The 21,553-nt window shown below is 66.8% G+C and carries 22 protein-coding genes; 14 read left to right on the top strand and 8 right to left on the bottom strand.

Features of this window, described 5'->3' with window-relative positions; genetic code table 11:
- Positions 1 to 2 precede the first annotated feature (2 nt).
- From GGR46_RS02310 to GGR46_RS02290, 5 genes are all read left to right on the top strand, one after another.
- Positions 3 to 1,001, top strand: coding sequence for an NAD-dependent epimerase/dehydratase family protein (locus GGR46_RS02310; protein WP_183994187.1), 999 nt, complete (start codon positions 3 to 5; stop codon positions 999 to 1,001).
- Positions 1,002 to 1,056: 55 nt separating this feature from the next.
- Complete coding sequence (locus GGR46_RS02305; RefSeq protein WP_183994185.1) at positions 1,057 to 2,403, top strand: nucleotide sugar dehydrogenase; 1,347 nt, start codon at positions 1,057 to 1,059, stop codon at positions 2,401 to 2,403.
- Between the two features lie 307 nt (positions 2,404 to 2,710).
- Complete coding sequence (locus GGR46_RS02300; protein WP_183994183.1) at positions 2,711 to 3,313, top strand: TetR/AcrR family transcriptional regulator; 603 nt, start codon at positions 2,711 to 2,713, stop codon at positions 3,311 to 3,313.
- Positions 3,313 to 3,687 (top strand): DUF3817 domain-containing protein, encoded by a 375-nt coding sequence (locus GGR46_RS02295; protein WP_221262530.1) that lies wholly within the window; start codon positions 3,313 to 3,315, stop codon positions 3,685 to 3,687. Before GGR46_RS02300 ends, GGR46_RS02295 begins: the two co-directional genes overlap by 1 nt.
- Positions 3,687 to 4,094 (top strand): CopD family protein, encoded by a 408-nt coding sequence (locus GGR46_RS02290; protein WP_183994179.1) that lies wholly within the window; start codon positions 3,687 to 3,689, stop codon positions 4,092 to 4,094. Before GGR46_RS02295 ends, GGR46_RS02290 begins: the two co-directional genes overlap by 1 nt.
- Positions 4,095 to 4,151: 57 nt before the next feature.
- Here GGR46_RS02290 and galU read toward each other — a convergent pair whose 3' ends face one another.
- On the bottom strand, positions 4,152 to 5,024 hold the full coding sequence (gene galU, locus GGR46_RS02285; protein ID WP_183994177.1) for a UTP--glucose-1-phosphate uridylyltransferase GalU: 873 nt from the start codon (positions 5,022 to 5,024) through the stop codon (positions 4,152 to 4,154).
- Between the two features lie 127 nt (positions 5,025 to 5,151).
- On the opposite strand from galU, the gene GGR46_RS02280 reads away from it, so the two are divergent.
- Genes GGR46_RS02280 through wecC form a run of 3 tightly spaced genes read left to right on the top strand, consistent with a single transcriptional unit; the run spans position 5,152 to position 7,956 of the window.
- Positions 5,152 to 5,514, top strand: coding sequence for a VanZ family protein (locus GGR46_RS02280; protein ID WP_183994175.1), 363 nt, complete (start codon positions 5,152 to 5,154; stop codon positions 5,512 to 5,514).
- Positions 5,515 to 5,537: 23 nt separating this feature from the next.
- Positions 5,538 to 6,677 carry a non-hydrolyzing UDP-N-acetylglucosamine 2-epimerase gene (gene wecB / locus GGR46_RS02275; protein WP_183994173.1) on the top strand — a complete coding sequence of 380 codons (1,140 nt, stop codon included), beginning with the start codon at positions 5,538 to 5,540 and terminating at the stop codon, positions 6,675 to 6,677.
- The gene (gene wecC / locus GGR46_RS02270) at positions 6,661 to 7,956 is read left to right on the top strand and encodes a UDP-N-acetyl-D-mannosamine dehydrogenase (RefSeq protein WP_183994171.1); all 1,296 of its coding nucleotides are present in this window, start codon (positions 6,661 to 6,663) and stop codon (positions 7,954 to 7,956) included. The genes wecB and wecC overlap by 17 nt, the downstream gene beginning before the upstream one ends.
- A 7-nt stretch (positions 7,957 to 7,963) precedes the next feature.
- On the opposite strand, the gene GGR46_RS02265 is transcribed toward wecC, so the two are convergent.
- Entirely contained in the window at positions 7,964 to 8,989 is a 1,026-nt protein-coding gene (locus GGR46_RS02265; RefSeq protein ID WP_221262529.1) for a M48 family metallopeptidase, read from the bottom strand.
- Positions 8,990 to 9,445: 456 nt separating this feature from the next.
- On the opposite strand from GGR46_RS02265, the gene GGR46_RS02260 reads away from it, so the two are divergent.
- Both GGR46_RS02260 and GGR46_RS02255 read left to right on the top strand, forming a co-directional pair.
- On the top strand, positions 9,446 to 9,679 hold the full coding sequence (locus tag GGR46_RS02260; protein WP_343057955.1) for a hypothetical protein: 234 nt from the start codon (positions 9,446 to 9,448) through the stop codon (positions 9,677 to 9,679).
- A gap of 110 nt (positions 9,680 to 9,789) precedes the next feature.
- Positions 9,790 to 10,563 (top strand): metallophosphoesterase family protein, encoded by a 774-nt coding sequence (locus GGR46_RS02255; RefSeq protein WP_183994167.1) that lies wholly within the window; start codon positions 9,790 to 9,792, stop codon positions 10,561 to 10,563.
- 88 nt (positions 10,564 to 10,651) lie between these two features.
- Here the strand turns inward: GGR46_RS02255 and GGR46_RS02250 are convergent, their stop codons facing one another.
- The 3 genes from GGR46_RS02250 to GGR46_RS02240 form a co-directional block, all read right to left on the bottom strand.
- Positions 10,652 to 11,251 (bottom strand): FKBP-type peptidyl-prolyl cis-trans isomerase, encoded by a 600-nt coding sequence (locus GGR46_RS02250; protein WP_183994165.1) that lies wholly within the window; start codon positions 11,249 to 11,251, stop codon positions 10,652 to 10,654.
- 93 nt (positions 11,252 to 11,344) lie between these two features.
- Positions 11,345 to 11,551 carry a 30S ribosomal protein S21 gene (rpsU, locus tag GGR46_RS02245; protein WP_010545388.1) on the bottom strand — a complete coding sequence of 69 codons (207 nt, stop codon included), beginning with the start codon at positions 11,549 to 11,551 and terminating at the stop codon, positions 11,345 to 11,347.
- Positions 11,552 to 11,694: 143 nt separating this feature from the next.
- Positions 11,695 to 12,264 (bottom strand): DUF3617 domain-containing protein, encoded by a 570-nt coding sequence (locus GGR46_RS02240; protein WP_183994163.1) that lies wholly within the window; start codon positions 12,262 to 12,264, stop codon positions 11,695 to 11,697.
- Between the two features lie 89 nt (positions 12,265 to 12,353).
- Between GGR46_RS02240 and GGR46_RS02235 the strand changes: the two genes are divergently transcribed.
- From GGR46_RS02235 to GGR46_RS02220, 4 genes are all read left to right on the top strand, one after another.
- Positions 12,354 to 13,637, top strand: a complete 1,284-nt coding sequence (locus tag GGR46_RS02235; protein WP_183994161.1) for an MFS transporter — start codon at positions 12,354 to 12,356, stop codon at positions 13,635 to 13,637.
- A 245-nt stretch (positions 13,638 to 13,882) separates the two neighbouring features.
- Entirely contained in the window at positions 13,883 to 14,629 is a 747-nt protein-coding gene (locus GGR46_RS02230) for a response regulator (RefSeq protein ID WP_183994159.1), read from the top strand.
- A gap of 7 nt (positions 14,630 to 14,636) precedes the next feature.
- A complete protein-coding gene (locus tag GGR46_RS02225; protein ID WP_183994157.1) occupies positions 14,637 to 15,899 on the top strand; it encodes an ATP-binding protein in 1,263 nt (420 codons plus the stop codon).
- An 85-nt stretch (positions 15,900 to 15,984) separates the two neighbouring features.
- Positions 15,985 to 16,893, top strand: coding sequence for a dioxygenase family protein (locus GGR46_RS02220; protein WP_425506507.1), 909 nt, complete (start codon positions 15,985 to 15,987; stop codon positions 16,891 to 16,893).
- Between the two features lie 28 nt (positions 16,894 to 16,921).
- Here the strand turns inward: GGR46_RS02220 and GGR46_RS02215 are convergent, their stop codons facing one another.
- The 3 genes from GGR46_RS02215 to GGR46_RS02205 form a co-directional block, all read right to left on the bottom strand.
- Positions 16,922 to 17,311, bottom strand: a complete 390-nt coding sequence (locus GGR46_RS02215) for a response regulator (RefSeq protein ID WP_183994155.1) — start codon at positions 17,309 to 17,311, stop codon at positions 16,922 to 16,924.
- A 74-nt stretch (positions 17,312 to 17,385) separates the two neighbouring features.
- On the bottom strand, positions 17,386 to 19,845 hold the full coding sequence (locus GGR46_RS02210; RefSeq protein ID WP_183994153.1) for a tetratricopeptide repeat-containing sensor histidine kinase: 2,460 nt from the start codon (positions 19,843 to 19,845) through the stop codon (positions 17,386 to 17,388).
- Positions 19,845 to 21,167, bottom strand: a complete 1,323-nt coding sequence (locus GGR46_RS02205) for an EAL domain-containing protein (protein ID WP_183994151.1) — start codon at positions 21,165 to 21,167, stop codon at positions 19,845 to 19,847. Before GGR46_RS02205 ends, GGR46_RS02210 begins: the two co-directional genes overlap by 1 nt.
- Between the last annotated feature and the right edge of the window lie 386 nt (positions 21,168 to 21,553).

Here is a 21,553-nt window from a genome sequence, read left to right as displayed (position 1 = left end):
CCATGACGCGCGTCCTGGTCACCGGCTCGGCCGGCTTCATCGGCTTCCACACGGCCAGCAAATTGCTCCAGCGCGGCGCCACCGTGCTCGGCGTGGACAATTTCACCGCCTATTATGATCCGGCGCTCAAGGAAGCGCGCAACGACATCCTGTCGAACCATCCGAACTTCAAGGTCGCCCGCGTCTCGATCGACGACATGGCCGCGTTCGGCGAGGCCTGGGCCGAGTTCCAGCCCGATGTGGTGATCCACCTCGCCGCCCAGGCCGGCGTGCGCCACTCGATCGACAGCCCGGAATCCTATGTCGCGGCGAACCTGATCGGCACCTTCAACGTGCTGGAGCTGGCCCGCCACCACAAGACGAAGCACCTGCTCGCCGCCTCGACCAGCTCGGTCTATGGCGCGAACACCGACATGCCGTTCACCGAGACGCAGCGCACCGCGACACCGCTCAGCTTCTACGCCGCCACCAAGGGCGCGACCGAGCTGATGGGCCACAGCTACGCGCATCTCTTCAAGACGCCCATGACCTTCTTCCGCTTCTTCACGGTCTATGGCCCGTGGGGCCGGCCGGACATGGCGCTGTTCAAGTTCACCAAGGGCATCCTCGCCGGCGAACCGATCGACATCTACAACAACGGCCAGATGGTCCGCGACTTCACCTATGTCGACGACCTGGCCGAATCGATCGTGCGACTGACCGAGGCGGTGCCGGGCGACACTCCGGTGGAAGGCGACAGCCTCTCCCCCGTCGCGCCCTTCCGCACCGTCAATATCGGCGCCGGCCAGCAGACCCAGCTGATGGACTATATCGGCGAGATCGAGCGCGCGCTCGGCAAGGAAGCGATCAAGAACTTCATGCCGATGCAGCAGGGCGACGTGCCCGCGACCGAGGCGTCGCACGCCCTGCTCAAGGCGCTGACCGGCTATGCGCCCTCCACCCCGCCGAGCGCGGGCGTGCCCGCCTTCGTGGAATGGTATCTGGAGCATTATCGAAACTGAAACCCCTCTTCCGGCATGAAGACGCGAGAGTGTTTTCCACCGGGATAGGGTAGCTATGAGCATCGAATGGCCCGCGCACGGGCTGAAGCTGCAGGCGCGGATCGAAAGCGGCAGCGCCATCATCGGCGTGATCGGCATGGGCTATGTCGGCCTGCCGCTCGCCGTGGCCTTCGGCGAAGCGGGCTGCCCCGTCCTCGCCTTCGACGTCGACCAGGCCAAGATCGACGCGCTCGAAGCCGGTGAGAGCTACATCAAGCACATCGACGCGGCCCGCATCGCGCCGCTGGTCGCAAACGAGAAGCTGCGCGCCACCGCCGATCTCGCCCGGCTGGGCGAAGCCGATGTAGTGCTGATCTGCGTCCCCACCCCGCTCACCCGCCATCTCGAGCCCGACCTCAAATATGTCGAGCTGACCACCCAGGCGATCGCGAAGACGCTGCGCCGCGGCCAGCTCGTCATCCTCGAATCGACCACCTATCCGGGCACCACCAGGGAAGTGATGCAGCCGATCCTCGAGGCCGAGGGCCTGGTCGCCGGCAAGGACTTCTTCCTGGCCTATTCGCCCGAGCGCGAGGATCCCGGCAACCCGACCTTCTCGACCACCAAGATCCCCAAGGTGGTCGGCGCCGACGACACCGTCTCGGCCGATCTGGCGCTGGGCGTCTATCGCCACATCGTGCCCCAGGCGATCCAGGTCTCGTCGGCCGCCACCGCCGAGGCGGTGAAGATCACCGAGAACGTGTTCCGCGCCGTCAACATCGCGCTGGTCAACGAGCTCAAGCTCATCTTCACCGCGATGGACATCGACGTGTGGGAAGTGATCGACGCCGCCAAATCCAAGCCGTTCGGCTTCATGCCCTTCTATCCGGGCCCGGGCCTTGGCGGGCACTGCATCCCGATCGACCCCTTCTACCTCACCTGGAAGGCGCGCGAGTACAACCAGCACACCAAGTTCATCGAGCTGGCCGGCCAGATCAACGCGGACATGCCGCAGCATGTCGTCCGCGTCCTCGCCGACACGATGGACGCCCGCTTCGGCCGCGGCCTGCGCGATGCGCGCATCCTGGTGCTGGGCGTCGCCTACAAGAAGAATGTCGAGGACATCCGCGAGAGCCCGTCGCTCCGCCTGATGGAGATGATCGAGGCACGCGGCGCCACCGCCGACTTCTTCGATCCACACGTCGCCCAGATCGACAATACCCGCGAGCACCCGACGCTCAACTTCCGGGACGGCATCGCGTGGGACGAGGCCGAGATCGCCAGGTACGATGCGGTGCTGATCGCCACCGATCACGACGCGGTGGACTATGCCGCGCTCGTCGAGGCGGCGAAGCTGGTGGTCGACACCCGCAATGCCTGCGCAAAGGCGGGCGTGGTGTCGGACAAGGTCGTCCGCGCCTGAGATCCGGTGCGCAGGGAGGGCTTGGCCTTCCCTGTCCGTTCTCAAATACTCCGTCCAGGCACGCTACCGCTTGCAGCAACCATTCCTCCCCCGGAGGGGGAGGGGGACCAGCCGCAGGCTGGTGGAGGGGTATTCTCCACGGACGAGATCGCTTGGGGCAGGCTACCCCTCCACCACCGCCTCCGGCGGCGGCCCCCGCCCCCTCCGGGGGAGGAATGGTCCTCATCCCGACCATCTGCCTTTAATCGCATGCGATACGCCCATGACCCCGCTTGCAAAATAGCACGACCGTTCGTACCAAATCGACATGAAAGCAGAAACGACTCGAATCCGCGTGCTCGAAGAAGGCCTGCAGACGCTCAGCCAGGGGGGGCTCGCGGCAGTCACCATCGGCCGGCTGGCAGAGGCGACCGGGCTCTCCAAGAGCGGACTGTTCGCCCATTTCCGGTCGCGGGAAGCGCTGGAACTCGCCCTGCTCGACGAGACCGTCCGGTTGGCCTGGCGCAACGTCGTCGAGCCCGCGATGCGCAATCCCGAGGGCCTGCCGCGCCTGATGGCGCTGGTCGGCCTGTGGTTCGGCTGGTCGTCCCGCGCCGGCCTGCGCGGCGGCTGCCCCGTCGCTGCCGCGATGTTCGAGCTCGACGACACGCCGGGCGTGGTGCGCGATCGCGTGGCCGAGCTGGACGAGGAATGGCGGCAGGTGCTCCATTCCCATGTCCGCCAGGCAATCGACCTCGGCCACCTCCATGCCGAGACCGATGCCGATCAGGTCGTGTGGGAACTGCGCGGCATCTATCTCGCGCATCACAGCACGATGCGCTTCCAGCGCGATCCCGACGCAGATCGCCGCGCCGAGGTTGCGCTCGTCGCCCTGCTGCGCCGCTGCGGCGCCGATCCCGCGAATCTCTGATGCCGCAAGCGCCCCGCATGCAGCAGCCCGCCCCTTCCCCGGCCGCCGCCGAGGAACGCGCCCAGATCCGGCGCCTGCGCCTCGCGTCCTTCGTCGAGGCGACCACGCTCCTGGTCCTCGTCTTCGTCGCGGTCCCGCTCAAGCACCTGTTCGACTATCCCCTGGCGGTCAGGCTGATGGGGCCGGTGCACGGCGCCGCCTTCGTCGCCTATGCCTGGAGCCTGGTCACCACCGTGTCGGGCGGCGGCTGGTCGCGGGGCGAGATCGCAAGGCTGGGCCTCGCGGCCTTCATCCCCTTTGGCGGCTTCCTCAATGCCGGGCTGCTGCGCCGCAAGCGCGCCGCCCTCGCCGCCCCGACAGGGGCGCGCGCCTGATGCCCTATCTCTGGCTGAAGGCGGTGCACGTCGCCGCCGTCCTGCTCTTCATCGGCGGCCTGTTCGCCCAGACCTTCGCCCTCGCCGCCGCGCAGCGCGGGGATGCCGCGACCACGGCCCCGCTCGCCCGCTGGGACCGGCTGGTCACCGTCCCGGCGATGCTGCTCGTCTGGGTGACCGGCGCGACGATCGCCGTCGAGGCCGGCTGGTTCACCAGCCCCTGGCTCTGGGCCAAGCTCGCCTTCGTCCTCGCTTTGACCGGGCTGCACGGCATCCAGTCCGGCAAGCTCCGGCGGCTGCGTGGCGGAGATCTGCCGTCCAGCCCCATCTCGGTCCTTCGGGTCGCGGGATTCATCGCCGCAGCCATTGCGTCGATCGCCGTGCTGGTGGTCGCCAAGCCCTTCTAGCCTCCGCCTCCCGCGGCCGACGCCTTGCAACGCGTCCGGCGCACCGGGACGCACGGCTCAGCCGGGGCAGCGGCTCGTCATGAAATCGCGGATCGCCGGGGCGATGTCCTCGCGCTCCAGCGCCACTGCGATGTTCGCCTGAATGAAGCCGGCCTTGTCGCCGCAGTCATAGCGGGTGCCCTCGAAGGTCACGCCGTGGAAGCGCTGGCCGCCGATCATCTGGGCCATCGCGTCGGTCAACTGGATCTCGCCGCCGGCGCCCTTTTCCTGGCCTTCGAGCACGCGCATCACTTCGGGCTGCAGGATGTAGCGGCCAATGACCGAGAGGTTCGACGGCGCGGTGCCCGGCGCCGGCTTCTCGACCAGCCCCTTCACCTCGGTCAGCGCGCCATCCTGCGCGCCGGGGGTGATGATGCCATAGCGGTGCGTCTGGTCGTCGGGGACGATCTCGGCGCAGATCAGGTTGCCGCCCACCTTGTTATAGGCATCGACCATCTGCTTCAGGCAGCCCGGCTTGCCGAGCATGAAGTCGTCGGCGAGCAGGACCGCAAAGGGCTCGTCGCCCACGATGTCGCGGGCGCACCATACGGCATGGCCCAGGCCCATCGGTTCCTGCTGGCGGACATAGGCGACCGCGCCGGGCTTCAGGCGCGTGGCATCGAGGATCTCGAGCGACTTGCCGCGGGAGGACATCGTCGTCTCGAGCTCATAGGCGATGTCGAAATGGTCCTCGATCGCGCTCTTGCCGCGGCCGGTGACGAAGATCATCTGCTCGATGCCGGCTTCCAGCGCCTCGTCCACCGCGTACTGGATCAGCGGGCGATCGACGATCGGCAGCATTTCCTTCGGCAGCGCCTTGGTGGCAGGAAGGAAACGCGTACCCAGGCCGCCGACGGGAAACACGGCCTTGCGCAGCGGCTTGATGGTCATAGCCCGAACATATCTCCGAAATATTGGCGCTGCTACTCGCCAAATGCGTCTCGTGCAATCGGCGCAATGCGCCAGAGCCGCGATGCGCGGTCTCGTATTGCGCCGCAACATGTGCCACGGGACGCACATGCAGCACATCATGCTCCGTATGTTCTTCCTTGTCGCGGTCGCTCTGGTGACCTTCCTGGCGCTGACGCCCGGTCCCTTGGGGCAAGTGGTGGAATCGGGGCCCGTACGCCACCTGCTCGCCTTTGCCGCGCTCCCCGTGCTCAGCAGCCTGGCGTGGCCACAGGTGAAGCCGGGCTGGCAGTTCATCGCCTATGCCGCGTTCGGCGCGGCGATCGAGATCACCCAGCTGCTGATGAATGTGGGGCGCGTGGCGGAATGGGATGATTGGGCCAATGATCTGGTCGCCACGGCGATCGCCCTCAGCCTCGTCACCTTTGGCCGGAACTGGCTCGAACGTCAGGCAGGGTTAGAGGCGCGTTAAGCTCGACCTGCTACGCGACGGGCATGACAGAATCGCCTGCTCGCCGCGTCCTGCTGATCTTCGGCACCCGTCCCGAAGCGATCAAGCTCTTCCCCGTCGTCCGCGCGCTGGCGGACGTGCCGGGCCTGGATGTGCGCACCTGCGTCACTGCCCAGCATCGCGGCCTGCTCGATCAGGTGCTGTCGATCGCCGGATTGGTGCCGGACATCGATCTCGACCTGATGGAGCCGGGCCAGACGCTCGACCAGCTGACCGCCCGCCTGCTCACCGGCCTGGGCAAGGTGATGGACGAAGAGAAGCCCGACCGGGTGATCGTCCAGGGCGACACCGCCACCGCGATGGTCGGCGCGCTGGCTGCCTATTATCGCAAGGTGCCGGTCAGCCATGTCGAGGCCGGGCTGCGCTCGGGCGACATCTACCAGCCCTGGCCCGAGGAGGTGAACCGCCGCATCGTCGCGCCGATCGCCGACCAGCATTTCGCTCCGACCGAGACCGCCGCCGAGGCGCTGCGCCGCGAGAACATCGCCCCTGCGACGATCCACGTCACCGGCAACACGGTGATCGACGCGCTGCTCGCCACCCGCGCCCGGATCGAGGCCGAGCCGGCGCTCGCCGCCGGGCTCGATCCGATCGCGACGCGCTTTGCCGGGAAGCGCATCGTCCTCGTCACCACGCATCGCCGCGAGAATTTCGGCGGCGGCATGGAGGACATCGCCCGGGCGCTCGGCCGCATCGCCGATCGCGACGACACCGCGATCCTCTTCCCGATGCACCCCAACCCCAATGTCGTCGCGGCAATGGACAAGGTGCTGGGCGACCGCCCCAACGTCGCCCGCATCGAGCCGCTCGATTATCCGCACTTCATCCGCGCCCTCGAGCTCAGCCATGTCGTGCTCAGCGATTCGGGCGGCGTGCAGGAAGAAGCCCCCGCGCTCGGCAAGCCGGTGCTGGTGATGCGCGAGACCACGGAGCGCCCCGAAGGGGTCGCCGCGGGCACGGCGAAGCTGGTCGGCACCGATCCCGAGCGTATCGTTTCCGAAATCTCAACCCTCCTCGACGTACCATCCGCCTATTCGGCCATGGCCCGCGCCCACAATCCGTTCGGCGATGGCCATGCTTCTGAGCGGATTGCGGGGATCGTCGCACATGGTTTCGGATTCTGAGCTCAAGGTCTGTGTTCTCGGCCTGGGCTATATCGGGCTTCCCACGGCAGCGGTGATCGCACGCACCGGCGCCAAGGTGCTGGGCGTCGATGTCCACCAGTCGGTGGTCGACACGGTGAATTCGGGCAAGGTCCATATCGAGGAGATCGATCTGGACGGCCTGGTCTCCGGCGTGGTCGCCCGCGGCAGCCTGCGCGCCTCGCTCAATGTCGAGCAGGCCGATGTGTTCGTCATCGCCGTTCCCACCCCCTTTGGCGAGAATCACGCGCCGGACATCGGCTTTGTCCTCAAGGCCGCGACCAACGCCGCGATCGTGCTCAAGGCCGGCGACGTGGTGATCCTCGAATCGACCTCGCCGGTGGGCACCACCGAAAAGGTCGCCGAGCTGCTCGCCAGTCTCCGCCCCGACCTCAAGATTCCCGGCCACTGCGTCGGCGTCGCCGATGTCGCCATCGCCTATTGCCCCGAGCGCGTGCTGCCCGGCCGCATCCTGGTCGAGCTGATCGACAATGACCGGGTGATCGGCGGCATCACCCCGCGCTGCGCCCGCAAGGCGCTGCAATTCTATCGCCGCTTCGTGCGCGGCGCCTGCGTCACCACTACGGCCAAGGCCGCGGAGATGACCAAGCTCACCGAAAACGCCTTCCGCGACGTCAACATCGCCTTCGCCAACGAGCTGAGCCTCGTCGCGGAGAAGATGGGCGTCGATGTGTGGGAAGTGATCCGCCTCGCCAACCGCCACCCGCGCGTCAACATCCTGTCGCCGGGCCCCGGCGTCGGCGGTCACTGCATCGCGGTCGATCCCTGGTTCCTGGTCAGCGCGGCGCCCGAGCAGACGCCGCTGATCCGCACCGCCCGCGAAGTGAATGACGGCAAGACCGACTATGTCATCGGCCACGCCGCCGCGATGATCGAATCGAACCCGGCGGCGCGCGTCGCCTGCCTGGGCCTCGCCTTCAAGGCGAACATCGACGATTTCCGCGAGAGCCCCGCGCTCAAGGTCGCGGCTGCCCTTGCCCAGCGTTTCGGCGAGCGCATCCAGATCGTCGAGCCCTATGCGAACGCCCTCCCCGCCACCTTCGATGGCACGGGCGCCGAGCTGATCGACGTCGATAGTGCGATCGAGAGCTGCGAGATCTTCGTGGTGCTCGTCGACCACGACGTGTTCAAGTCGGTCCCGCTCGACGAGCGCGCCGACAAGCTGGTCTATGACACGCGGGGGATCTGGCCGGACCAGCCCCGCCTCGCGGGCGGCGAGCCGCTGCGGCTGGCGAGCTGATCCTCGCCTAGCGGCGAACCAGGATCGATTGCCAATCGCCGTCGAGCGGCTTGTTCCGATCGGCGATCAGCGCGGGCACCAGCGGCCGCGTGGAGAGCGCGTCGATCTTCGTTGCCTCGGCCTCCAGCGTCGCCACCCTGTCCCGCCACGCCGGGTGCGAGCGGCTGCGCAGGATGCCCCCTGCCTTGCTCGGGCCGAAATGCTGCCAGAACGCCACGCTCGCCCGCACCGGGTACTTGGCGTTGGCGAGCAGATAGGCGGAGAGCAGGTCCGCCTGCACTTCGGTCTGGCGGAAATATTTCACATTGGCACCGAAGCCGGCCAGCAGGCCGTAGTCGACGCCGCGGGCCTCCAGCCGCTCGCGGTGGCGCAGGATGTTGTGCGCGAATTCGTGCGCGATCACCGCGGCAAGCTGGTCGTCGGGATAGTCGTCGAGGAAGCCCGACCCGATCTGCACCATGGCACCGTCCGCGGAGGCGCCGAAGCCGCCGTCCAGCTCGAGCTCGAAGCGCGTCCTGCAGGCGGGCACCGGCTGGACCGCGACATGCACCGGCGCACCGGCGCGGATGACGTCGATCTCGATCGGCGCGTCCTGTGGCAGTGCGGCGATGCCCAGCTGGGCCGCGACCAGCCGGTCGGTGGTCCCCGGCCTGCCGGCGAGCTTTGCGATCTCGACCGGGCCGACCCGGACCAGGGAATCGTCTGGGCGCAGTCCGGCGCGCTCCGCCGGGCTGCCCGCGATCACGCCCTCGATTGCCACCGGAGTCGCGAAGCCAAAATGCGCTCTGGCCGAATCCCGCGCCTTGGGATCGAATTGGTCCAGCGTATGCACCACCACCCCCATCCCGGCTTCCATCTGGTCGCAGAGCGGGACGTTCGCGGTTGCCAGACGCCAGCCGATTGCCGCCACCCGCAGGTCCGCTGCCCGTACCGCTTCGAGCAGCTTGGCATCCGCGTTGTCTGCCCGAGCATGGACGCCCGGCAGCGCGAGCGCTGAAATGGTTCCGACCAGCAGGGCGAAACGACGAAGCATGCGATGTGGAGGGTGCATCACACCGCCTTAAGGGCCGACATCGTCCTTGCCAAATCGGGGGATGATCCAGCGCGAATCATTGAGGGACCGCCGATCCCGACGTCAGGCCACGAACTCTTGTGCATCGCAACCAGGATTGCATCGGTGCAATCGAAACAAATCCGTCACAAAAAATCCCCTGTAACCCTCAAGAAACACGCCCAATTCGGCAGAGACGCTTCATTAACCCCCTTGGCGATATTGATGCAGCGCGTTAAGGACGCTCCCGTAACCACTTGGTGCGGGTCGCCCGAGTGCTGACTGAGAGGTTCGGGGCAACCGAACCCGGTGTTGCTGATGAGACACGGCGGGAATCTTCTCGCCGGTACCAAGGTTTAAGGTGTTGCGGCTGGTTTTGTCCTGTGCCATAGGTCGACCCGACGAGAGCACCCAGAGCTCGAAAGAGGGAGAAAAAGAGTGTTCACTAAGCTTCTTACGGCTGCTGCTATCGCGTCGATGGCGACTGCCCCTGTTCTGGCCGCTCCGACCAGCGCTTCGAAGCTGTCGCTGTCGGGCGTTCGCGCTTCGACCTCGACCAGCAAGAAGAGCGAACTGGCTCCGGCTATCCTGATCGGCGTTCTCGCCACTGTCGCCATCATCGGCGGCGCCGTGGTTCTGGCCGACAGCGACGACTCGCCCGACAGCCCGTAGTATCGGACTGCGCAAGCAGAGTTTCGAAGTGGCGGCCTAACGGCCGCCACTTTTTTATTGCCCGTTAGCCGGCAGCGGGATCGAGCAAGAATCACAGGTTGTTGCACATCATGTTCGCCAAGCTCTTTCGGTCGCGCCCGTCAGCTCAAGCCGAGCCAAGCGGCAGCATCCCCGATGGCCAGCGCATCTACGCCATCGGCGACATCCATGGCCGCCTAGACCTGCTTCAGGATCTGCTTGCGCGCATTGCAGCAGACGAAGCCGGGCGCACCGCAGCGGATACCCAGCTGATCTTCCTGGGCGATCTGATCGATCGCGGACCCGAATCCGCACAAACGGTAGAGTTCCTCCGGCAGCTCGCCTTGGAGCGCCCAAAGGACCGCACGCGCTTCCTCGCCGGCAATCACGAGGAGGTCTTCCTGTCCAGCCTCGATGGCGACGAGAAGACCTTGCGCTTCTTTACGAAGATCGGCGGCCGCGAAACGATCCTCAGCTATGGCTTCACGGAAGCCGAATATGACGCGCTCGACTACCCAGAGCTTTCCGCCGAACTGCAGGAGCGCGTTCCGGCGGAACACCGCGCATTCCTGGCCGATTTCGAGGACATGATCATCATCGGCGACTATGCCTTCGTCCATGCCGGCATACGGCCTGGGGAAGCGCTGTCGCGCCAGCAAGGCAAGGACCTGCGCTGGATCCGCAGCGAGTTCATCGAGCACAGGGGCGCGCTCGAGAAGATCATCGTCCACGGCCACACCATCACCGAAGCCGTGGAGATGACCGCCCATCGCATTGGCCTCGACACCGGCGCCTATGCTTCCGGCAGGCTCACGGCGATGGGATTCGAAAGCAACCGGCGCTGGGTGATCGACACCGCCGACTGAGCCGCCGCAAAGGCCCAAACAAAAACGACGGCGGAGCGATCCGCCGGCGTTTTCGTATTCAATCGACAGAAGGAAGCTTGAAGGAAGCTTACTGCCCCTGGGGACCGCCCGGCTGCGGGCCGCCCGGCGCACCACCCTGCTGCTGCTGCATCATCTGCTGCTGCATCATCATCTGGCGGAGCTGCTCGGCCGGGATGAGATCCTTGATCTCGAGATCGAACTGCAGGAGCTTGCCGAACAGCGGATGCTGCGGGCCGGCCTTCTCATAGCCGAGGTTCGCCGGGATCCAGATGCGCAGCTTCGAGCCCTTGCTCATCATCTTGAGCGCTTCGTCGAAGCCCGGGATCGCGCCGCCGACCTGGAGCGGAATCTCGCCGGCAGGCTGGAAGATCGAGCCGTCGCGCAGCGTGCCGGTGGTGAACACCTTCACCCCGTCGCCTTCGAGCGCCTTGGGGCCCGAGCCTTCCTTGAGCACCTGATACTGGAGACCCGAAGCCGTGGTCTGCACGCCGAGCTGGCTCTTGTTCCAGGCCAGGAACTGCGCGTCGTCGCCCTTGACGGCGACGGGCGCACGCGTGCCCGTCCAGGCCAGCGCCACCCCAATGGCGATCGCCAGGACCAGACCGGCCCAGAGCCAGATCTTGTAGCTGCGCTTGACGGGCTGGAGCGGAACGGCGGTCACGGACATGCGATAGGCTCCAGGCGCGGGTATTCAGCTACCCAAAGTTCACCAAGTTCACGACAGCCACGCGCGAGGACCGCGCGTGGCCGAATCGCGAAATCAACGGGCGCTGTCGCGCTCCATGCGCTTGCGCTCGAGCTTGCGCGCGCGGCGGACCGCGGCGGCACGCTCGCGGGCGCGCTTCTCGCTGGGCTTCTCGTAGTGACGACGGAGCTTCATCTCGCGGTACACGCCCTCGCGCTGCAGCTTCTTCTTGAGTGCGCGCAGTGCCTGGTCGACGTTGTTGTCGCGAACGATGATCTGCATAAGCCCGTCAGTGCTCCGGTCTATTCAATAGAAAAGGGTTCGCCGGAACGCGGGGTTGCGGCGTCGTGCCGGCCACCTAACAGCGCGAATCCATTTTTTCAAGCGAGAACAGGCCCTGCCCCCTCTCAGGCGCGGCAAACCGATCAGCCCTGGGCCTTGCCCTGGCAGAGTCCGAGCCGCTTGCCATAGACCCGCATCCGAATCGCGGCATAGCCGGGCTGGCCCTTTTCGCCGCTCTTCTGGTCCACGGTCACGTCATAGGCGTCCTTGCCCATGGTGCCGGCGTAGAGCAGCGTGGTCCTGGAGCCGCTCGCCTGGGTGCACTGGATCTCGACGTCGAGCTTCCCGCCCTTCTGCACGAAGCGCGGGAAGGTGCAGGTGCCCGCGACCTTTTCGAGATTCTCGATGTCGAGCGGCTTGAGATCGCCCGCCGTCTGGCACTTGGTGGCGTGGCGCTGCTGCTTCTGCACCGCCGCCAGCTGGTCCGCCTTGTCCGGTCCGTCGGTGAAATCGGCGGACAGGACCTGCATCCCCGAATCCCAGGTGCCGGGCTGCATCAGCATCTTGGAATGGGCCGCCTTGGACAGCGCGGCGACTTCCTTCATCGAGGCATTGTGCACTTCGATCTCGCCCGTGGCGGCTGCCTGCCGCTCCGCGGCAGACTGGCAACCAGCGAGAACAAGGGTGGCGCCGAGAAGCAGCATGGCACGCATCTTCAGGAAATCCCTCTCCAAAATCGTGGCGCCACACAGCCGATATCGCGACCAAAGACAAGCGCGATTCCTCGCGGCATAGTGACGCGATGACCGCTGCCGACACCGCCGCCCCGCCCCGACATCGCCTGCGCTCGATCCTGGGGGGATCGGCCGGCAACCTGGTCGAGTGGTACGACTGGTACGCCTATGCGGTGCTCGCGAGCTATCTCGCCCCCCATTATTTCCCCAAGGGTGCCTCCCAGGACATCAGCGCGTGGATCGTATTCGCGATCGGCTTCTTCATGCGGCCGATCGGTGGCTGGCTGATGGGGATCTATGGCGATCGGCACGGACGCAAGGCCGGCCTGACCCTGTCGGTGACGCTGATGTGCGCCGGATCGATCATCATCGCGGCGACGCCGAGCTATGGCGAGATCGGCGTGACGGCGACCATCGCGCTGGTGGCGGCACGGCTGCTCCAGGGACTCAGCCTGGGCGGCGAATATGGCGCAAGCGCCACCTATCTCTCCGAAATGGCCGGCAGGAAGCACCGCGGTTTCTTCTCGAGCTTTCAGTACGTCACCCTGATCTCGGGCCAGCTCGTCGCGCTGGTCGTGCTACTGGCGCTTCAGGCGACCCTGTCGGAGGCGGACCTGAAGCAATGGGGCTGGCGCATCCCCTTCGCGGTGGGCGGCGTGCTGGCGCTGGGCGTGTTCTGGCTGCGCCGGCGCCTCGCCGAGACCGAGAGCTTCGCCAAGCGCGAAGCCGGCAAGAAATCGGGCGCGCTGGCGCTGCTGCGCGAGCACCCGCGCGAGGCCGCGGTGGTGATGCTGCTCACTGCGGGCGGTACGCTCGCCTTCTATGCCTATACGATCTACCCGATCGCCTTCCTCAAGAAGACCGCCGGCTTCTCCGATGCGGCTGCGACCCAGGTGAATGCAGCCGCGCTGTTCGTGTTCATGGCGATCCAGCCACTGGCCGGCGCGCTTTCGGACAGAGTCGGGCGAAAGCCGCTCATGGTGGCGTTCGGCGTGTTCGGCACGCTGCTCAGCTATCCGATCTTCGTCGCGATGGAAGGTGCGCGTGACGCACTGACCGCATTCCTGCTGATGACCGGGGCACTGGTGATCGTGACCGGCTATACGTCGATCAATGCGGTGGTGAAGGCCGAGCTGTTCCCCGCGCACATCCGCACCCTGGGCGTCGCCCTGCCCTATGCGCTCGCCAATGCGATCTTCGGCGGCACCGCGCCGACGGTGGCGCTGTGGTTCAAGCAGGAAGGCTGGGAACGCGGCTTCTACTGGTACGTCACCGCGATGATCGCCATCTCGCTGGTCACCTATCTGCGCATGCGGGACACCGCGAAACATTCGCAGATCCTGGAGGATTGATGCGCTATTGATTAGCAATAGCGCATCAATCCTCCGTTCCTTCATCGTCATCCCCGCGCAGGCGGGGATCCAGGGTAACAGAGCGATGTCCCGCGTGACTCTGGATCCCCGCCTGCGCGGGGATGACGAAATAGAGGGAGGCGCCAAAATACCCTTACGGCTTACGCCCCGCCGCTCCGTCTATATGTTTCCGTGCGTTGCAGCCATGCAATACGGGCGTTAGGCTCGCACCTTAACTCCATGGGATGCAACTCGCAGCTTTAGCGCCAGCCTTGGACATCGAGACCCGCCTGCTGATCGTCGATGACGATCCCGGAATCCGCGAGCTGACCGCGGCCTTCCTGTCGCAGCACGGCTATGTCGTCGATACCGCATCGGGCGCGGCCGAGATGCGCGCACTCACCGGGCGGAACGACTACGCGCTGGTCGTGCTCGACGTGATGATGCCGGGTGAGGACGGCCTCTCCATCCTGCGCTCGATGGACCGCCAGACCGGGCCGGCGGTGATCCTCCATTCGGTGATCGGCGAGGATATCGACCGGATCGTCGGGCTGGAGATGGGCGCGGACGACTATGTCCCCAAGCCGGCCAATCCGCGCGAGCTGCTGGCACGCATCCGCTCGGTGCTACGCCGCAGCCAGACCGATCGCGTCGTGCCGGCGACGACGCCGACCCGGGCATTCCTGCGCTTCGCCGGCTGGCGCCTCGACCCCGTGGCGCGCCAGCTCTGGGATCCGGACGATGTGATCATCAACCTGTCCGATGGCGAATTCCGGCTGCTGCTCGCGCTGGTCGAGCGACCGCGCCGCGTGCTGACCCGCGACATGCTGCTCGATTTCTCGCGCGGCCCCAATGCCGAGCATTTCGATCGCGCGATCGACGTGCAGATGAGCCGGCTGCGCAAGAAGCTCGCCCGCCCAGGCTCCGAAGACCTGATCCGCACGATCCGCAACGAAGGCTATATGTTCGTCACCGAAGTGGCGACCAAGTGATCTGCCCATGACCCGGCGTTCGATCACGGCACCCATCGTCCTGCTCGTCATCGCCGCCGCACTGATCGCGACGACGACGCAGTTCACGATCATGTTCAACGGCCCGCCGCCCGGGCCGGGACCGCTGCCGCTGATCCGCGTGGCCGAAGCGCTGCGCACCGGCATCGTGCCCCCCACCGCGCAGGCCCGGATGACGGTGCGGCGCACCAGCGAGGACAAGTTCGGACGGGAAGACGAGCGCCCCTCCCCCGCCCGCGACGCGGCGGTGGCCCGGCTGCTGGGCGTGCCGGCCGAGCGGGTCCACGGCCTCTACCAGTTCCCGGCGCGCGATCCCGACCAGGACATGCACGGCAGCTTCACCGTGGCGCTGGAGGATCCCAATGGCTGGATCGTCGCATCCAGCCTGCCCCGTCCCGCCTTCACGCCCTGGCATCTTGCCCGGCTGCTGGGGATGCTGGGCGTGCTGCTGGTGCTCTCGCTGCTCGCCTGGGGCGTGGCACGGCGCATTTCGCGGCCGATCCGCGAGCTGGCCGGCGCGGCGACCAAGGTGCGGCTCGGCGCGCGCCAGCCGATCCCGCACAAGGGCCCCCGCGAAGTGCACGAACTGGCGCGTGCGCTGGACTCGATGCAGGAGCGCATCCTGCTCGAGGCGGAGAATCGCAGCGCGATGCTGGGCGCGATCGCCCATGACCTGGGCACGCCGCTCTCGCGGATCGCCTTCTGGGTCGAGCAGCTGCCCGATGCCGCCCGGCTGCGCGCCGAGGCGGACATCGAGGAGATGCGCGCGATGCTGAAGGCCGCGCTGAGCTTCACCCGGGACGGGCGCGACGGGGCGCCGCACGAGCGGCTCGACCTGGGCAGCCTGATCGAGAGCCTGGTCGACGATCTCGCCGCGGCGGGCAAGCCGGTGACCGTGGAACCCGGCCCGCGCGCGGTGGTGCGCGGGGACAGCGCGGCGCTGCGGCGGCTGTTCGCCAATCTGATCGAGAATGCGATCCGTTACGGCGAGCGGGCGCGGCTCGGCTGGAGCCTGGGCGAAGGCAAGGTGGATGTGCTGGTGGAGGACGATGGCCGCGGTTTCGACCTGGCCCGGGCCGAGGCACTGTTCGCGCCCTTCGTTCGCGGCGAGACCTCGCGCAATCGGGAAACCGGCGGCACCGGCCTGGGGCTGGCGATCGTCCGCTCGATCGCGGAGGCGCATGGCGGCGAGGTGTCGCTGGAGAATCGGGCCGCCGGCGGCGGTCGCGCGCGGGTCCGTCTACCGGCCTGAGCTGCAAAAGGCTGAAACATTGCGCCACCGCGCGAAATCCCGCCGTGTGTCCGGCATGTGACTGAAGGCCTTCGACCAAGGAGGCATGATGGACCATCAAGACGCGCACGACCTGGGCCTGGCCCATGACCTGAAGGCAATGACGCAACTCGCCAGCCGCCGGCGCGCGCTGGGCTGGTTCGCCGGCGCGAGCGGCGCAGCGATGCTCGCCGCCTGTGACGGCGGATCGGGCGACAGCGCGACGAGCGGCAGCGCCGGCACGGCGACCGCGACGCCGACGCCAACCCCCTCGGCCACTGCCACCCCGACCCCGAGTGCGACCGCCACCAGCGGCAGCTGCGTGGTCGATCCGACCGAGACCAACGGCCCCTACCCCGCCGACGGCACCAACACCTCGAGCGGCGTCACCTCGAACGTGCTCACCGCCGCCAATGTGGTGCGCAGCGACATCCGTTCGTCCTTCCTCGGCAGCTCGACCGCGACCGCGGCGGGCGTGGAAGTGGTGCTGACGCTCACCCTGGTCGACGTGAACGCCGCCTGCGCGCCGCTCGCGGGCTATGCCATCTATATCTGGCACTGCGACCGCGACGGGAAATACTCGCTCTACGACCTGCCGGCCGAGAGCTATCTGCGCGGCGTCGGCGTGACCGACAGCAACGGCCAGGTGCGCTTCACCACCATCTTCCCAGGCTGCTATGCCGGGCGCTGGCCGCACATCCATTTCGAAGTGTTCTCGAGCCTGGCGAACGCCACGGGCGGGCGCTACGCCACGCTCGTCTCGCAGCTCGCCATGCCGAGCGCTGCGTGCAGCACGGTCTATAACGGCGCGAGCGGCTATTCGACGAGCGTCCGCAACCTCGCGGGCGTGAGCCTGAGCAGCGACAATGTGTTCGGCGACAACAGCAGCGCGCAGATCGCCCAGCAGACCCCGGTGATGAGCGGCAGCGTCGCCGCCGGCTATACGGCAACCGCTGTCATCGGCATCGCGCGGTAGTTCTGCACCGGCGCGGCGGGCGTGATCCCTAGAGGATCATGCCCCCGCCGCCGCGGATCGCAAGCACGCGGCCGATCGAATCGAACAGCGCGTCCATCGCCACCGGCTTGAACAGCACGTCGTCGGCGCCGACCGCGAGGCAGCGCTCGCGAAGGTCGACGGCGGTGTCCGCGGTGACGACGATGATCGGCAGCTCGCCCTTGGCGTCGCCGCGTGCGCGGATGCGCTCGATCGTCTCGAACCCGTCCATCCCCGGCATGCGCAGATCGACGAGCACGACGTCGAAGGTCTCGGCGTCGAGCATGGCCAGGCCCTCCTCGGCCCAGCTGGCTTCGGCCATTGTAGCCCCCGCGACGTCGAGCATGTCCTTCACGACCCGACGGTTCATCGGATCGTCCTCTATGAAGAGGATGTTCATGCCCGTCCGCCCGTGGCGACCGGTTTCCCCGAGATGCGCGCGACCGTTTTTGTCATGTCCGGTGTGCTATCGCCCTAAGCCGCCCGAGATACAAGCGGGTCCCCCTTCCGCTTATCGGAATTTTCTTCCGCGGGTGGAATAATAGCATCAATCAGGGCTGCCCCGGTAACGGGTTTTTCGATTATTCTGCAGCCACTTGCCGCAATCAGCTCAGCCGAGGTCTCCGCATCGGGCTTGAGCCAGAGAATGGTGTGCGGCACGCTTTCGGCGCCGGCACGCAGCGCGGCGAGCGCCTGGATCGGGCCATCGGCTTCGGCCTTCAGCGTGCCCTCGTCGGCCAGCAGATGGCCGACGCCCGCCTCCGCGAGCATCGGCAGCGCCTCGGCGACCGAGCCGGCGAAGCGCAGCCGGGCGACGCGCGGCTCGAGCAGGGTGCGCAGCATCGAGCGGGCGATCGGGTTCCTGTCGAGCACGACCAGGTCGAGCCCGCCTGCGCTCTCGCTGGCGGCGGCCGCCGCGGGCGCCTCTGCGGGCACGAGCGGCAGGTCGACGATGAAGCGCGAGCCCTTGCCGTCCTCGCTCTCGACCATGATGTCGCCCCCCAGCGCACGGGCGAGGTTACGGCAGATGGCGAGGCCCAGTCCGGTGCCGCCGAAGCGGCGCGTGGTGCTGGTGTCGACCTGGCGGAAGCTCTCGAAGATCTCCTCGAACTTCTCCGGCGGGATGCCGATGCCGGTATCCTCGATAGCGAGCTTCAGGCGGCGGGCGTCGCCCTCACCTTCCGCCACGGCGCGCAGCGTGACGCCGCCCTTCTCGGTGAACTTGATCGCGTTGGAGAGCAGGTTGAACACCACCTGGCGCATGCGGGTGGCGTCGCTGACGATCCAGTGCGGCGCGTGGCTGAGCTCGAGCTTGAACGACAGCCCCTTCGCCCGCGCCTGCTCCTCCCAGAGCTTGGTGACTTCGCGGAGCGTGGCGCACAGGTCCATCGGCGCCGCCTCGACGCTGAGATTGCCCGTCTCCATCTTCGCGACGTCGAGAATGTCGTCGACCAGCGCGCGCATCGTGACGCCGGCGCCGTGCACGATGCCGATCCGCTCGCGGGTCCGCTCCTCCAGCTTCGGATCGGACAGCATGACCTGGGTCATGCCCAGGATGCCGTTCAGCGGCGTACGGATCTCGTGGCTGGTCGTCGCCAGGAACTCGGTCTTGGCCTTGAGCGCCTTTTCGAGCGCGACATTGGTCTCGCCCAGCACGATGTTGGCGGCGCGCACCTTGTTGCGGCTGCGGCGGATGGTGACGAGGCCCCAGCCGAGCGCGCCCATGACGATCACCGTCGCGGCACCGATCAGCAGGAACATGGTCAGCTGGGTGCGGGCGCGATTCTCGACCTCGCGGTTCTGGAGCTCCAGGATATCGTTCCGCTGCTTCGCCCAATTGAACTTGGCCGCCATCAGCGCGGCGCTGGTCGTCGTCGCCACCTTGGCCGCCTCGTCGCTGATGCGCTTTGCCGCCCTCAGGTGATCGAGGGCATCGATCGAGGCGCCTGCACGGTCGAATATCTGATAGGCGTAGAGGTGGTCACTGCGGAATTCCACGGTCGTCTTGGTCAGGTCGAGGCCGGCAAAGGCTTCGCGAATCAGCCGGACGGCATGGCCATTGTCACCCCGTTCCGAAGCGAGCACGGCGGCAGTCGCGAGAAGATGCCGGTGCAGCGTATCCGCATCCGCGCCCTTGAGCAGCTCGAAACCGCGCGTCGTCAGCTGGTTTGCAACGTCGAAGCGCTTGAGCGCGACCTGGCTGCGGGCATAGTTGCTCAGGATGCGCGCTTCGAGAACCGGCTTGCCCATGGTGCGCGCGATGTTGATCGCCGCTTCATATTCGCGACCGGCCTCGACATTGCGGTCCATCGCGAAGAGGACATTGCCGCGATTATTGTGCAGCGACAGGGACAGTGCCGGATCGCTGTCATAGAGATCGGCCGCTTGCCGGTAATATTGCTCGGCCCGCGCATTGTCGTTCGCCGAGAAATAGAGCGAGGCGATATTCTGCAGCGCGACCGCCTGGCCGCGCAGCTCCTTCGCCTCGCCGAAGACTCGATAGGCGTTCTGATAGCTGTCGAGCGCCTTCACCGCCTGGTCGCGGGCCATGAACAACGCGCCCTGGGACATCAGCAGGTCGGCGCGCAGCTTGATCGGCTCGGGCACCGATGCGATCAGATTCAGTCCATCCTGAAGCAGCGGCGCGGCGCGGCCGGGCTGATCGTTGCGCAGGTTCGCCTCCGCCGCCAGCCAGCGTGCCGTCGCCATCGCGAGGATGCGCTGACGGGGGTCGGCAAGAGGCTTTGCCAGCGTGTCGATCATGGCCGCATGGCGCAGCGCCACGGCCTGATCGGTCATCATGCTGTCCTTGGCGGCCTGGATCTCGGCCTCGATGGCCGCAGGAAAGGCGGACTTCTGCGGGGGCTGTTGGGCCAGCGCGGGAGCCGCGAGCAACAGCGCGAGGCATGTGAGACTGCGAAGGATGCCGCGCATCACGCGCGCTTCCAGAAGCTCTCGGGCCGGACGAACGACGCGGGGCCGCTCGCATTTTCGAGATGGCCGTCGTCCGCGAGGAACTTGCGGAACGCGTCGAGCCCCAGCGGGCGCGAGATCAGGAAGCCCTGCACCATGTCGCAGCCCATGACGCTGAGCAGCGCGAGCGCGGACGGCGTCTCCACGCCCTCGGCGGTGACCTCCATCTCGAGCGCATGGGCGAGGTCGATCGTCGAGCGCACGATCAGCGGATCCCGGTTGCTGCTGGTCAGCTGCGTGACGAACATCTTGTCGATCTTGAGTTCGCGCGCCGGCAGCTTCTTGAGATAGGCGAGCGAGGAAAGCCCGGCGCCATAATCGTCGATGGCCAGTGTGACCCCGCTGTCGGCGAAGAACTGGAGATGGCGGATCGCGCTTTCCGGATCCCGGATCACCGCAGTCTCGGTGATCTCGAAGCCGAGCTTGGCGTCGGCGGTCGCCAGCATGCCGCACACTTCGTCGACAAAGGCGGGATCGGCGAGGAGCTGGCCCGAGATGTTGACGAAGAGCAGCATGTCGAAGCCGTCCTCACGCAGCTTCTTCTGGTCCTCGATCACCTGGCGGAGCGTCCAGAGCGTCAGGGTCGAGATCTCGCCCGCCTGCTCTGCAACGGAAATGAAGTCGCCCGGCAGGATCAGCCCGCGGGTCGGGTGCTGCCAGCGCACCAGCGCCTCGGCGCTGGCGATCTCCTGGCGGCGGACATGGACCTTGGGCTGATATTGCAGGAACATCTCGCCATTGGCGATCGCGCGCGGCAGCTCGCGCATGAGGGTGAGCTTGTCGAAGGCGAGGTCGGCGCGCGACAGATCGAGCATCACAACCCGGCCATCGATCCGCGCCTGGTCCAGCGCAGACTCGGCGGCCTCGGCGAGCAGCACCTCGTCGTCCTCGACCAGGGGCGCGGCGGCCACGCCGAAATGCATATCGAGCTGGTGCGGCTCCCCGTCCAGGTCGAGCGCGCGCAGGAAACCCTTGCTGATCCGGTCGATATCGTCGGCCGCCTCTTCGGGGGATTCCCGTTCGAAGGCGATCTCGATCACCGCCCGGCCGGCTGCCGCGATGCGTATGTCGGGCACGATGTCCGAGAGTCGCCGGGCTACGTCGAGCACCAGCGAATCGGCGCGTGCACGGCCCAAATGACGGCGAAGCGAGGCAAAATTCGCAATCTCGCAAAGCCCCAGGACGCTCCAGTAACGTCCCTCGACATGGCGATCGTTACTTGCCCGGTGCAATTCGCGCTTGCCGGGTGCCTTGGGCCCACGCTCGCGAAGGCTGACTTCCATGCCTTCGCGCGATCCATGGACCCGCACGAATTCCCTCGCGATTTCCGCGTGTTCCGCGGAGTTCACGACTGCGCTGGGCGCAGTGATGGCCAAGGGCGCCAAAGGCTCTTTGCGTGCCGACATGCCCCCTAGGCCTAGCCCCAGACCCTTGAAGGAACGGTTAAATCACGCCGCCGAAACGCTTTTGACGAAGCCACCTCCGCAGAAATCCGGATTGATTCATCGTTAAGCTATCTTTAACCACGCGAATCGCGCACTCGTGCGCACCGATGGGAGACTACCAATGTTCGCGTTTCTGACTCTTCTGTTCCGTGAAGGCGGCGGCAACGACATCCGTCCGTTCTAACTAGGAACGTTCATCCGGGCCGGCGGTGGAGCGACCTCTC

This window comes from Sphingomonas kyeonggiensis (assembly GCF_014196745.1).
Lineage (GTDB): Bacteria > Pseudomonadota > Alphaproteobacteria > Sphingomonadales > Sphingomonadaceae > Sphingomonas > Sphingomonas kyeonggiensis.
The sequence above is the reverse complement of the archived record's forward strand: the minus strand, read 5'-3'. Positions and strand labels throughout refer to the sequence as shown.

Coding starts and splice junctions, on each gene's coding strand:
- GGR46_RS02215 (WP_183994155.1), bottom strand. CDS start 17,311: ATGAACATCCTCTTCATAGAGGACGATCCGATGAACCGTCGGGTCGTG.
- GGR46_RS02295 (WP_221262530.1), top strand. CDS start 3,313: ATGCCGCAAGCGCCCCGCATGCAGCAGCCCGCCCCTTCCCCGGCCGCC.
- GGR46_RS02305 (WP_183994185.1), top strand. CDS start 1,057: ATGAGCATCGAATGGCCCGCGCACGGGCTGAAGCTGCAGGCGCGGATC.
- GGR46_RS02230 (WP_183994159.1), top strand. CDS start 13,883: ATGCAACTCGCAGCTTTAGCGCCAGCCTTGGACATCGAGACCCGCCTG.
- wecB (WP_183994173.1), top strand. CDS start 5,538: ATGACAGAATCGCCTGCTCGCCGCGTCCTGCTGATCTTCGGCACCCGT.
- GGR46_RS02235 (WP_183994161.1), top strand. CDS start 12,354: ATGACCGCTGCCGACACCGCCGCCCCGCCCCGACATCGCCTGCGCTCG.
- rpsU (WP_010545388.1), bottom strand. CDS start 11,551: ATGCAGATCATCGTTCGCGACAACAACGTCGACCAGGCACTGCGCGCA.
- GGR46_RS02255 (WP_183994167.1), top strand. CDS start 9,790: ATGTTCGCCAAGCTCTTTCGGTCGCGCCCGTCAGCTCAAGCCGAGCCA.
- GGR46_RS02265 (WP_221262529.1), bottom strand. CDS start 8,989: ATGCTTCGTCGTTTCGCCCTGCTGGTCGGAACCATTTCAGCGCTCGCG.
- GGR46_RS02225 (WP_183994157.1), top strand. CDS start 14,637: ATGACCCGGCGTTCGATCACGGCACCCATCGTCCTGCTCGTCATCGCC.
- GGR46_RS02210 (WP_183994153.1), bottom strand. CDS start 19,845: ATGCGCGGCATCCTTCGCAGTCTCACATGCCTCGCGCTGTTGCTCGCG.
- GGR46_RS02310 (WP_183994187.1), top strand. CDS start 3: ATGACGCGCGTCCTGGTCACCGGCTCGGCCGGCTTCATCGGCTTCCAC.
- GGR46_RS02290 (WP_183994179.1), top strand. CDS start 3,687: ATGCCCTATCTCTGGCTGAAGGCGGTGCACGTCGCCGCCGTCCTGCTC.
- wecC (WP_183994171.1), top strand. CDS start 6,661: ATGGTTTCGGATTCTGAGCTCAAGGTCTGTGTTCTCGGCCTGGGCTAT.
- GGR46_RS02280 (WP_183994175.1), top strand. CDS start 5,152: ATGCAGCACATCATGCTCCGTATGTTCTTCCTTGTCGCGGTCGCTCTG.
- GGR46_RS02205 (WP_183994151.1), bottom strand. CDS start 21,167: ATGGAAGTCAGCCTTCGCGAGCGTGGGCCCAAGGCACCCGGCAAGCGC.
- galU (WP_183994177.1), bottom strand. CDS start 5,024: ATGACCATCAAGCCGCTGCGCAAGGCCGTGTTTCCCGTCGGCGGCCTG.
- GGR46_RS02240 (WP_183994163.1), bottom strand. CDS start 12,264: ATGCGTGCCATGCTGCTTCTCGGCGCCACCCTTGTTCTCGCTGGTTGC.
- GGR46_RS02220 (WP_425506507.1), top strand. CDS start 15,985: ATGATGGACCATCAAGACGCGCACGACCTGGGCCTGGCCCATGACCTG.
- GGR46_RS02250 (WP_183994165.1), bottom strand. CDS start 11,251: ATGTCCGTGACCGCCGTTCCGCTCCAGCCCGTCAAGCGCAGCTACAAG.
- GGR46_RS02300 (WP_183994183.1), top strand. CDS start 2,711: ATGAAAGCAGAAACGACTCGAATCCGCGTGCTCGAAGAAGGCCTGCAG.